General features: G+C 28.9%; 9 protein-coding genes and 1 other annotated feature (1 of these 10 running past the window's edge). All 9 genes read left to right on the top strand.

Annotated features, from left to right (window positions below; translation table 11 throughout):
• Positions 1-10: 10 nt before the first annotated feature.
• Positions 11-1,168, top strand: coding sequence for an ABC transporter permease (locus QMG30_RS23490; protein WP_281819581.1), 1,158 nt, complete (start codon positions 11-13; stop codon positions 1,166-1,168).
• A 540-nt stretch (positions 1,169-1,708) separates the two neighbouring features.
• Positions 1,709-3,679, top strand: coding sequence for a fructose-1,6-bisphosphatase (locus tag QMG30_RS23485; RefSeq protein WP_281819580.1), 1,971 nt, complete (start codon positions 1,709-1,711; stop codon positions 3,677-3,679).
• Between the two features lie 29 nt (positions 3,680-3,708).
• Positions 3,709-4,182, top strand: a complete 474-nt coding sequence (ispF, locus tag QMG30_RS23480) for a 2-C-methyl-D-erythritol 2,4-cyclodiphosphate synthase (RefSeq protein ID WP_281819579.1) — start codon at positions 3,709-3,711, stop codon at positions 4,180-4,182.
• A 231-nt stretch (positions 4,183-4,413) separates the two neighbouring features.
• Positions 4,414-7,515: a beta-galactosidase, LacZ type gene (gene lacZ, locus QMG30_RS23475; protein WP_281819578.1), complete on the top strand. Its 3,102-nt coding sequence runs from the start codon at positions 4,414-4,416 to the stop codon at positions 7,513-7,515.
• Between the two features lie 42 nt (positions 7,516-7,557).
• Positions 7,558-8,199: a TetR/AcrR family transcriptional regulator gene (locus QMG30_RS23470; protein WP_281819577.1), complete on the top strand. Its 642-nt coding sequence runs from the start codon at positions 7,558-7,560 to the stop codon at positions 8,197-8,199.
• A gap of 171 nt (positions 8,200-8,370) precedes the next feature.
• Complete coding sequence (locus tag QMG30_RS23465; protein ID WP_281819576.1) at positions 8,371-9,180, top strand: Mrp/NBP35 family ATP-binding protein; 810 nt, start codon at positions 8,371-8,373, stop codon at positions 9,178-9,180.
• 3 nt (positions 9,181-9,183) lie between these two features.
• Positions 9,184-9,612 carry a DUF134 domain-containing protein gene (locus QMG30_RS23460; protein WP_281819574.1) on the top strand — a complete coding sequence of 143 codons (429 nt, stop codon included), beginning with the start codon at positions 9,184-9,186 and terminating at the stop codon, positions 9,610-9,612.
• Between the two features lie 306 nt (positions 9,613-9,918).
• Positions 9,919-12,162, top strand: coding sequence for an acetate--CoA ligase family protein (locus QMG30_RS23455; protein WP_281819573.1), 2,244 nt, complete (start codon positions 9,919-9,921; stop codon positions 12,160-12,162).
• Between the two features lie 156 nt (positions 12,163-12,318).
• Entirely contained in the window at positions 12,319-13,068 is a 750-nt protein-coding gene (locus tag QMG30_RS23450) for a hypothetical protein (RefSeq protein ID WP_281819572.1), read from the top strand.
• Positions 13,069-13,309: 241 nt separating this feature from the next.
• Positions 13,310-13,438 (top strand) — a binding site (T-box leader); it runs 93 nt beyond the window's last position.

Here is a 13,438-nt window from a genome sequence, read left to right as displayed (position 1 = left end):
GAGGTAAAAAATGGGTTTTAAATTATTTTCTAATGTACTATTTGAAAACAAAAAAATACTTGTTACTTTTATTTTATTGCTTATATTGACTCTTACATTTATTAGTATTAGAATTATTAGCTTAACTAATGATTTGGAAGAAAATAGTATGCCGGATATTATAGTTAAAGGGAAAATGGATGAAGATGGTAAGCTAAGATATAAATATTATAATGATATGCCAACAGTAAGTAGACAACTAACTGAGTCATTAGATGATGATATTAAGGTATATGGAATTACAACTAGAAGTATGGCTACCATGAAAGATTCATTAACGAATAGTAAAATAGAATATACTATATATGGTGTAGATAAGCGTTTCATGGAGGAAAAACTATCCCATAAGATTTCTCAAGGTGGACTTCCCCAATCAGAAGAATTAGAAGCGGTGATGGGAAGTTATGCAAGAAATTTTTATAAAGTAAATGTGGATGAAAGAATCAATCATCCAATTACTCTTAATACTGATTGGATAGAAAAAGATATCAATAACTATACTCTTAGTGGAGTTTTAGATGAAAATATGAAATTTTTCAAAGGAGGAATATTTTTATCTAGGGATACATATGAGAAACTTTATAATAAAGTAGAAGAGAATCTAGTATTTATTTATGTTAATGGGGAAAAAGATTATAATAATGCTTTGGATATGATATATCAACTTAAGAGAAAGGATAATAATATTGGGGATGTTATCATGAATTTCCACTATAAGGTAATGGCTAGAAGAAAAGCAACTATTAGTTGTATACTTATTGGGATAGTAGCTCTTGTTCTAGTATTGGTAATGATAGCATATCTAATGAAAGGTCTTACTAAGAAGATTGGTATATTAAAATCTCTTGGAATTTCAAATCAATATATTTTGGCTGTATTTATAGGGGGACTATGTTTAACTTATTTTATAAGTTATTTATTATCTATTGTTTTTACATATGTGATAACTATTTTATTAAATATTAATATGAGCAATTTCTTAGGTTATCAAGTAAAGGAATATGAAATGAATAATTATAGTTTATTAGTAGGAATATTATTTGTTTTAGCTTGTTCTTTAGTCTCTTATATCAATATCTATAGATACAATAGTAAGATATCTCCCAAAAAGGCTATGATGAAAGATTAGAAGACATTATTTTATAAGAGATAAATACAAAAAGGAAGAGTGATTAGATGACAAAAACAACAAAAAAATTATTATTAGCCTCCGTTTTCGTTTTGGTAACATCGCTGTTAATAGAAAATCTATTTCTATAAAAATGTCAATAGGTAAGTGATGATTTATAGGAAGATTCGTAGTGAAAATCAACTGTTTCTGGTAACATTAATCAATAATTACTGGAAGAGCTAAATAATAATTTTGTAAATAAGTACAAGAATAAAAAAAGTGGTAAAACATATCTTAGACTTTAATTAGCATAAAGATATGTTTTATTGTTTTATTTTAATTAATTGATTCTTAATTTTTGTTCTTTTTTTAATACATTTATTATAATTATAGATTGAATAAACATTTTATTGTATAATCAGATATAAGATTCAACTTTCCAATTAAGATTTTCTATTTTCAAGACTGTTCGGTTTGATTAATGTGAGAAAGTCGGATATATGATTTGGGCAATAATTTACATTTTATAATGTAAAAATAATAAAAGAAGGGTGTAAAATGAATAATTATTGGGATAAAGAAATTAACAACAACCTACAGTATGTTAAACAGTTATCTAAACAATACCCTACAATTAATTCAGCATGTACAGAAGTTATTAATCTGGAGGCTATACTTAATTTACCGAAAGGAACAGAGCATTTTCTATCTGATATACATGGAGAATATGAAGCTTTTATTCATGTACTGAGCAATGCTTCAGGAGTCATACGTAGAAAAATTGACCACATTTTTGATAATACGATAAGAGAACATGAGAAAAGACGGTTGGCAATGTTGATTTACTATCCAGAGCAGATACTGGAAAAGGTTAAGAATGAAGAAGAAAATCTGATGGAGTGGTATGAAATAACACTTCACAGATTAGTTTTAGTATGTAGAGAAATATCATCGAAATATACTAGGTCGAAAGTAAGAAAAGCTCTACCAAAAGATTTTGAATATATTATAGAAGAATTGCTCCATGAACAACAAAGAGAAGTTAATAAACAAGAATATTATGATGGTATCATCAACACAATTATTGAAATCAATAGGGCTGATAATTTTATGATAGCTATTTGTAGAGTTATTCAAAGATTAGCTATTGATAGGCTTCATATTATTGGTGACATTTATGATAGAGGACCTGGTGCTCATATTATACTAGATAAATTAATGAAACATCATTCGATTGATATGCAATGGGGTAATCATGACATTCTATGGATGGGAGCTGCTGCAGGTTCTTTAGCTTGTATTGCTTGTACTATTAGAATATCTTCAAGATATGGTAATCTGAGTACTATAGAAGAAGGTTATGGTATTAATCTTCTCCCATTAGCTACATTTGCGATGGAATATTATAAGGATGATTCTTGTGACAATTTTGATTTGGTTGTACCAAATAAAAGTGAATATACTAGTAAAGAAATCAATATAATAAAAAAAATACATAAGGCCATATCTGTAATTCAGTTTAAATTAGAAGGTCAGATAATTAAAAGAAACCCTAATTTCCAGATGGATGATAGATTATTATTGAATATGGTAGACTATGAAAAGGGTATTATAACATTAAATGAAAAACCATATAAACTATCTGATAATTATTTCCCCACAATAAATCCTAAGAATCCATATGAATTGACAATAGAAGAAAAAGATGTTATGGATAAGTTAAGATTATCTTATAAGAATAATGAAAAACTACAAAAACATACCAGATTTTTATTTTCAAAAGGCAGTATGTATCTGACTTATAATTCCAACTTGCTTTTTCATGGGTGCATTCCTATGGATAAGAAAGGGGTATTTAATAAAGTTACTATAGATGATAGTAGTTATGGAGGAAAAGACCTGATTGACAAAATAGAATTATTAATAAGAGATTATTATTTCAATAATAACAATACCCATAACAATATTGATTACTTCTGGTATTTGTGGACTGGTCCCAATTCACCGTTATTCGGTAAAAATAAAATGGCTACATTCGAAAGATATTTCTTGAATGATAAATCAGTGAAAAAGGAAGAAAAAAATAGCTATTACAGATATAGGGACAGTGAAGAGAAATGCAGAGAGATATTACTTGAATTCGGTATAGCCGAAGATAATTCTCATATCATTAATGGTCATGTTCCAGTAGAAGTAAAGAAGGGTGAAAGTCCAATAAAGGCTAATGGTAAGTTGTTAGTTATTGATGGAGGTTTATCAGAAGCCTATCAACATATAACAGGAATAGCTGGATATACTCTTATATATAATTCATACGGATTATTAATGGTAGCTCATGAGAAATTTGAATCAAAGAAAAAAGCTATACAGAATGAAAGAGATATCGTATCTTCATATCAGATATTAGAAAAGAATAGTAAAAGAATAAGAGTTAGAAATACTGATATAGGTAATGAACTAAAAAAAGAAATCGTTGGATTAAAAATGCTATTACAAGCATATCATAAAGGAATTATAAAAGAGAAATAGGAATACACGTAAAAAAGGAGAATTAACTAATGAAAATAGGAATGGGTTATGATGTACATAAACTAGTGGAAGGTAGAGAATTAATAATTGGAGGCGTTAATATACCATACGAAAAAGGACTCTTAGGACATAGCGATGCAGATGTTCTAGTTCATGCAATTATGGATGCTATATTAGGTGCTTTGGGAAAAGGAGATATAGGTAAGCATTTCCCTGATACAGAAGATGAGTATAAATCAATATCCAGTCTGAAACTGTTAGGAGAGGTAAAGAAATTGCTTACACAAGAAGGATATGAAATAGTGAACATTGATTCAACAATAATTGCTCAACTTCCTAAAATGGCACCATATCTAGAAGAAATGAAAAGAAATATAGCTGATGTCTTAAGCATTGATTCTAGTAACATAAATATCAAGGCAACGACAGAAGAAGGATTAGGATTTACTGGTACTGGTCTTGGGATTTCGTCTCAAGCTATTTGTTTAATTAATAATGGATGAGAATAGATAGGAATGTCTATTCTTTTTTTGTTAAATTGGAAAGAGCTATTAAATTAATATCTTCCTAACCAATAATATATAGTATTGTCATATTGCTTGGTGTGATGGCAAATGAATGATATGACGATGTCATGAGATAATTATCTTGACTTATACTTACCAAAATTATAAGATAATATATATAAGGTTACACGTGTTACGTTCAAGCGTAATTACAACAGGGAGGTATTTATGAAAATACAAAATAATGATGTAGAGTGGAATAATGTTAATGTTTATGGTATTAACAAAGAACCGCCCCATATAATGACATTTCCATATGATGATGTTAATCAGGTCATTAATGGTCAACAGTCCAAATGGGTGGAAAGTCTTAATGGTTTATGGCATTTTAAATGGTATGCCAAACCTGATGATCGTGAAATAAGATTTTATGAATCAAATTATGATGTTAAGGAATGGGATAAAATTAATGTTCCCTCAAATTGGCAGATAAAAGGGTATGGAAAGCCAATATATCTAAACATTAAATATCCTAAAAGTATTGATACTAAAGTTATTCCTAATATTAATCCCCATAATAATGAAACAGGACAGTACAAGAAAAATTTTATTGTTTCGAATGAATGGTTCAATAGAAATATATATATTGTTTTTTCAGGGGTAAACTCAGCATTTTATTTATGGATTAATGGGAAAAGAGTAGGTTATTCTCAGGGGACTATGACTCCAGCTGAGTTCAATATTACATCTTTTGTAAAAAAGGGTAAAAATGAAGTAGCTGTGGAAGTTTATAGATGGTGTGACGGTAGTTATCTGGAGGATCAAGATATGTGGCGTTTGTCAGGTATTTTTAGAGATGTCTATTTGATAGCAAAGCCAAAACAACAAATTGAAGATTTTTATGTTTATTGCGATTTAGATGATAATTACGAAGATGCTATTCTGTATACTAGCATTAAACTAATGAATGATAATAGTAGGATGAAAGTCCAAATGAGAGTAATTGATGATAGTAACAAAGTAACTTTCATAGGTAAAAAAACTATCGACAAAAATATAATTCATCTCAAACAAGATATAATCAACCCTCATAAATGGACTTCTGAAACACCATATCTCTACAAAATTATAATATCTCTAATTGATGAAAATAATCAAATAATTGATGTCAGGTATTGTAATTTTGGATTTAGAAAAATTGAAATCAAGAATGCTAAATTATTAATTAATGGTAATCCTATTATGATTAAAGGAGTTAATAGACATGAATTTGATCCGGATAATGGCCATTCGGTTCCGTATTCAAGGACAGAAGAAGATATAATGATTTTAAAAGCCAATAATATTAATGCCATAAGAACCAGTCATTATCCTAATAATTCTTGGCTCTATGATCTATGTGATAAATATGGGATTTATGTTATGGATGAATGTAATTTAGAAACTCATGGAATACGTAATAAAGTTCCAAATAATAAAAAAGAGTGGGAAAACCCATGCGTTGATAGAATGCAGAGAATGGTTGAAAGAGATAAAAATCATCCTAGCATAATTTTTTGGTCATTGGGTAATGAAGCTGGATCAGGAAATGTTTTTTTAAAAATGAAAGAAGCTGCTAGAAAGATAGATAAGACTAGACCAATTCATTATGAAGGTGATTACAAGCTAGCTTATACAGATGTATTTAGCATGATGTACGGTACAGTGAAACAAGTTCATAAAATCGGAAATAATAAATCTGTACTAGTTGGATTAGGTGAAAACACAGGATTACTAGGTCAGAGAATAACACCGAAAATGTATGAGGATAAACCATTCATTTTATGTGAATATGCTCATTGTATGGGAAATAGTTTAGGTAATTTCAATGATTATATGAAAGCTTTTGAAAAATATGATAGATGTATAGGTGGATTCATATGGGATTATGCAGATCAGAGTATACGTAGAAAATCAAAAGATGGTAAAGATATATGGACTTATGGCGGAGATTTTGGAGATAATCCTAATGATTACAATTTCTGCTTCAATGGGATTGTAGCAGCAGATAGAACTCCTCATCCAGCATTACATGAGGTAAAAAAAGTTTATCAGAACATAGATGTCAGAGATTCTAATGTATCTCAAGGGTTGATTAATGTTAAAAACAAGTATTCTTTTATTGATTTGTCATTTGTCAAATTGATTTGGGAAGTTATTGAGAATGGTTATGTTGTATTGAATGGTGAAGTTAATGTGGATGATGTCAAGCCTCAACAAACTAAACAGATTAAGCTTAATTATATTAATTATAGTTTTAAAAAAGATAAAGAGTATTTTCTTAATGTAAAGTTTGCACTTAAGAATAATACTGATTGGCTTAATGAGGGAGATGTAGTGGCTTGTTCACAACTTAGATTCAACAATATAACACTAATAAAACCATGCAACATTAATTTTCAGGATAAAGATATGAATATCAAAAATACCAACAGATATATAGATATATATAATGATTTGTTCTTTGTAGCTATCAATAAAAAAAGTGGTGGTATTCATTCCCTTAAATATAACGATAAAGAATTATTACATAAAGAATTAGTTCCTAATTTTTGGAGAGCACCAATTGATAATGATAGATATTATACTGTTACAGATATATTCCCGTTTGCTAAAGGTATAAATATTGGACATATGTGGAAAAAAGCTACAAATACGGTGAAAGTAAAAGACATAGTAGTTAATGATAAGGCAAATGGTTGTGTTGAAATAACAGTTGAATCAAAAGTAATTAATACTAGAAATGGATTAACAACTGTATATAGTATCTATCCCAATGGAGCTATTAAGATAGAAAATTATATTATTCCTTTAAGAAACATGATAAGATTTGGTATGCAAATGGAAGTATTAAGGGAGTATAATACAATGACTTGGTATGGAAGAGGTTTTCATGAATCATATGTTGATAGAAAAGAAAGTGCATTAGTTGGTATATATAAAGGAGCATGCGAAGATTTAGTGCATAGTTACTTGATGCCACAAGAGAATGGTAATCGTACAGACGTCAGATGGGCTAAGATAACTAATAAAGACAACGAAGGTATAAAAATAGTTGATATAACTGGTGAATTTATTAATGTAAGTATGTGGCCTTATACAATGGATGATTTAGAAAACACAACACATAGTCATCTATTACCAAGAAGAGAATTTAATACTGTGAACGTTGATTATGGTCAAAGAGGAGTAGGAGGAGATATGCCAGCTATTGCATGTTTAAAGAAACCATACAAATTATTGAAATATAAAAAGTATTATTATGGTTTTATTATATATCCTACTAAATAAAAATTAAATAGAACTAAATTTTGCTTATGGGAAGGATGTAATATGGATATTTGTGTTGAAAATAGCGAAATCAATAATAGAAAAGGTATTACAAGAAATAGAATAGTAAGGGTATCACTTGATTTATTTATAAAAAATGGATTTAAAGATACAACTATGGCCAAGATCGCAGCAAAATCCAATATAAGTAGGAAAACACTATATGAATACTTCAAATCAAAAGAAGAAATAACTACAGCTATTGATATGTATGTACTAAAAGAATATAATAGGATAATGGAAAAAACAATTCCAAGCTTTACTGGTAATGGTTATAATAAATTGTGTCAGTATTTTGAAATGATAGATAGAAATATAGATGAGTTTCAGAATGAGATAATTTTTACTGGTATCTATGATTATAATGTAAAAACTAATGATATTAATTCTTCTTTAAAAACAGAATTCTATAGAATTGTCAAAAAAGCTACTTCATATTTAGTAATTATATTGGAGCAGGGAATAGAAGATGGTTCGTTAAAAGATTGTGATCCTACAATAACCGCTAATACTATTGGAGATTCATGGTTAAGTTTAGCTAGGAGAGTTTTTAAGAGGAATGAAAGTTTAGATATGAATGAGCAGGATTGTAGAAAAATGATTTCTGTACAATTATCACTTTTCCTAAAAGGTTTAAAAGCATAGTGTAATTCTTCAAATATGCTGAAATTTATTGACAATAGACTTAAAAAGGTGTATATTTTTATTGGCATATGCTAATAAAGAACTTTAATAAGTATATAACCTAGAGCATAATAAAAGGTAGGAAAGTTGAGTTATTTATATAAAATTTAATGATATGATAGGAGTGATTTTATGGCATCATGTGATACATGTGCATCAAATGGTAATTGCAGTGACAGTAAAAAAGAGAATTGTATGGTAGAAAATAATCCTATTAATAATGTAAAGAATATTATAGGAGTAATGAGTGGAAAAGGTGGAGTAGGTAAATCGACAGTATCTGTTATGTTAGCTAATGATTTAGTTAAAAGAGGATACAAAGTAGGTATATTGGATGCAGATATAACTGGACCAAGTATTCCAAGATTATTAGGTTTACAAGATAAAAGAGCAACAGTTCTTGAAACAGGTATTCTACCTGTTATTGCAGAAAATGGATTGAAAGTTATGTCACTTAACTTCTTGATTGATCAAGAGAATACACCTGTTATTTGGAGAGGACCTATTATATCAGGAACAGTAAAACAATTCTGGACAGATGTATTATGGGAAGACTTAGATTATTTAGTAGTAGATTTACCACCAGGAACAGGTGATGTAGCGTTAACAATCATGCAGGTGATGCCTATAACTGGCGTAGTAATGGTTTCTGTTCCTCAAGATATGGTATCAATGATAGTGGCAAAAGCTATCAATATGACTAAAAAAATGGACGTAGATGTTATTGGTGTTGTTGAGAACATGAGTTACATTAAATGTCCAGACTGTGGAAAAATCATTAAGATGTTTGAAGGAGATACAGGAGATTTCTTAGATAAAATGGGTATCAAATTATTAGGTGAATTACCAATGACTAAAGAAATTGCCAGGGATGGAATCAATAAGTCAGAAGAAATAGCTAAGATGTTCGAAAAAATTACAGATGGAATAATTAAAGAATAAATTATGCCAAGACCAAAAAAATGTAGAAGAGTTGACTTTTTCCCTGAGTATACCTATTTTAAGCCTATTGGTAAATCTGATGAAGAATTAGAAGAAATTATTCTTAATCTAGAAGAATTAGAAGCTATGAGATTAAAGGACATAGAAAAATTGAACCAAGAAAAATGTGCAGAAAAAATGCATGTATCAAGGCAGACATTTCAAAATATAATTGATAGTGCTAGGCAAAAAGTTACTAAAGCATTAACTAATGGTTTGGCTATAAATATAACCGGCGGAATTTACTGCACTAAGAAATGCAAAGTTATTTGTAAAGATTGTAATTACGAATATGAGTTTGATTTTTCTGAAACAGCAGAGTGTCCTAGATGTAAATCAAACAAAATATATTGTATGAAAAAACAACAATTTTGTAATAGAATAATGAAATAGTATTATAAACACAATATGTATAGCTGCATATTGTGTTTTTTTGCAAAAACAAAATATTTACCATCTTAAACTTAATTTAATAAAATTAATTTTTGTTTGACTTTTATTATAATTTTCTTTTTGTTATAATAGCAATGTAATATTTTGCTATAAACTCAAGATTTACTAGATTATATATGAGATTGACTAAACTTTTTCTTATATACTAATACAAAAAAATCAAATAAAAATATGATGCTGTCTTAAAATATATATAACTATTAGTGTTTTAAGACAACCTCATAAATAATAATGCGGGGTGGTAAAATGAATATTTCAATAGGATCTATAAGTATAATTAATGATATACTTGATAATGCTTATGAAAACGGTCGTAAAACTCTATATGAACATGAAGTATATATGTTATTGAAAAGTATAGGTTTGGATGTTCCAAAATTTGTATTTGTTAAAGACTCGAATGAATTAACAGAAAAAATGCTAGAGAAATTCGGTCATGATATTGTTGTTAAAATAGTTTCATCAGATATTTCTCATAAACAAAAATTAGGTGGAGTAAAAGTAGTAAAAAATCAAGAGACTCTATATGTAGGATATGTACTAGATAAAATGAAAAAAGAAGTTCTATCCCATTTTGATGAAGATAAACCCAAAATAGAAGGATTTCTTATTGTGGAATTTGTTCCTCATACCCAGAGCATCGGTTATGAAGTATTGATTGGTGGTAAAGATGATTCTTCATTCGGACCAGTAATAACATTTACTAAAGGTGGAGATGATGCAGAATTCTTCGCTAAATATTATGATCCTGCTAATCTATTTCTTCCTCCTTTCAGTTATAAGAAGGCATTGGAATTAGTAAATGACCTTAATATATGTCACAAGTTCAAAGAAATCGGTCATGAAGAATATCTTGGATTAATGGCAAAGGCTGCAAGTCTTATCAGTTCGTTTGCTTTCCATTATTCTTATGCGTGCAAAGAAAAGCCTAAATATATTATTAAAGCTCTTGATATTAATCCTTTTGTTATAACAAAAGATAATAGATTCATTGCAGTAGATGGATTTGCACAATTCGAAAAAGCTGATGCAATGAAAGAAACAATGAAAGAAGCTAATGTTACCAATATTGAACCTTTCTTTAATCCTAAAGGAATAGCTGTTATAGGTGTATCAGCTAATCCAGATAAGCATAGTATGGGTAGAGAAATAGCCAAGTTATTGCATGACTTGGGTAGAGAAGATATATATTTTGTAAATAACAAAGGTGGAAAAACAGTAATAGGAGATAAAGAATACGTATTATATAAAAGTATAGATGAAATACCTGTACATACTGAATTAGCTGTTTATGTTGCGAAAGCAAAATATGTTTTTTCATTCTTTGAAGATATGAAAACCAATATTCCTAAATCAGTAGTATTGATACCTGGTATTCCTTCAGACATGAAGTATGCTGAATTCAAAGAAAATCTATCAAAGGTATTACCAGAAGATATTAGGATAATTGGTCCTAACTGTATGGGTGTTTTTTATGGAAATGATGAGGTTAATCAAGGAGTAAATACATTATTTATTGACGAAGAAAGGTTAGAACTGAATACCTGTGAAGATAGTAACACTGTATTTTTAACTCAAAGTGGTGGAATGGCTCTTACATTAATTGATAAATTTAGCCATCTGAAAATATTTAAATCAGTAGTTAGCTTTGGTAATAAGTATGATGTCAAGATAGTTGATTTGATTAAATATTTTGCTCCAAAAGATGATATCAGTAATATAGCACTTTATGTTGAAGGATTTGACGAAGGTGAAGGAAGAAAATTCTATGAATTGGCTAAAGATATTGATAAACCAATAATTATTTATAAGTCAGGTAAAACTGATGCAGGAGCAAAAGCAGCAGCATCTCATACAGCGGCTATGTCTGGTGATTATGACGTGTTTAAAGCTGTATGTGAACAAGCGGGAGTTATTCTAATTGATGATATAAAGACTTATTATGATTGTATAAAGGCATTTTCATTGTTAGCAGATAAAAAAGTGAATGGTAGAAAAGTAGCTGGTGTCGTTAATGCAGGATTTGAGGCAACAATTGCAGCTGACGAATTAGGAAATCTAGAATTAGCTACTCTCAGTGATGAAACAAAAGAAAAATTAGAACAGCTTAATTATCATGGACTTATTGATACATCATCATCAATCATTGATGTAACACCTATGACAGAAGATGTTTTATATGCTAAATACATAGAAACTATCATACAGGATGATGCTGTTGATGCTTTGTTCGTTAGCATTGTTCCTCATGCTAATGATTTACGAGCTTTACCTAATGCATGTTATGAAGATGACAGTTTAGCTAATACACTTGTAAGGCTGGTCAAAAAATATAACAAACCAATTACAGTATCTGTCAATGCTGGTAAATTCTATAGAGAGTTCATTTCAATCATGGAAGAAGGCAAAATTGCGGTCTATAGTGATATAAGATCATCAGTGAAGGCACTTGATACATTTGTATCTTACAATACAAGAGATTTACAATAAATATAGCAATAGAAAAGGGGTGTCTCACCAAATAGATGAAAATCTAGGGTAAGATACCCTTTTTTTATACTAAAAAATGAAAAAGGCAAGTCACAAAATGAGCTTACTTGTGGTATAATTAAATCATCACAACAAAATATATTAGGAGGAAATATAATGAAGAATCATAAAAAATTAATTATTGGAATATCTATTACATTATCCCTTATGGTATTGTGCTTTCTAGGTATCAGAATTGATAATACAGATAATAAAAAAACATTTTTTGATTCTACAAAGGTATATGCACAAACTACAGATGATGTTGATGAAAAATTAAATACCATTATGGATGAGCTTGAAGAATTGAAAAAAAGTAACCCTATAATAGCTATGAGTTCAAGCCCATATGCAATTGTAGAAGAAATTACATCTTATGACGAATTAGTAAATATGGGTATTGAAGCTGTTAAACCTATGTATGATATATTGTATAAAAGACCAGATGCTGGACTTTATGAATATATATTAGCGATGGCAATTGAAGAGATTACTAATCAAGAATATATTTATGATGTAGATTATGGTTGGTCAAATGCATTAGAATTCAGGCTATGTTATGAAAGAAAAGTAAATAATAGTTCGGATGAATTTGAATATCTCATGAATTCTAATAAAATATCAAATGAGAACAAAAAACAAAAAATTACTGAGTTGGGTGTATTTGTTGTATCAGATTTATTAGATGAATTAGATAAAGAAACCTCTATATTTAGCAAAGAGGAAATTGAAACCTTATTACAACAAATCATTCAAACTGTTCCAGCTACTCATAAATTGCATAGTGTAGAAACTATTGAAGAATGGAGAGTAGATAATGAACAGATATATCGAGATTTAAAGAAGTTAAATAAAACAGAGTATTGAATTAAAATACGTTGAAACAAAAGCATTTTCAGATGAGCTAAGAAAACTTTCCTAACGACAAATCCGCTTTGCAGGACGAGTCATAGCCTTTTTTGTTCGTTAACTAAGAAAAAGTAATATATTAAAATGTTCTTGACTAATTAATTAAGGTAATATATTATTAAGTTAACAAATTTTAAAAAATGACATATAATAAAATATATTAATATTAATAGACAACCTATATGAAAAACTAATATAATCAAAAGCTTTGATAGGAAGAGTAATTTTAGATGATCTTATAAGAGATGGAGTGTCACCGGCTGAAAGCATTCCTTAAGTGAAATTAGATGAAGTGCATCCTTGAGCTTATCTAGTGAAATAATAGTAG

This window comes from Vallitalea longa (assembly GCF_027923465.1).
GTDB lineage: Bacteria > Bacillota > Clostridia > Lachnospirales > Vallitaleaceae > Vallitalea > Vallitalea longa.
The sequence above is the reverse complement of the archived record's forward strand: the minus strand, read 5'-3'. Positions and strand labels throughout refer to the sequence as shown.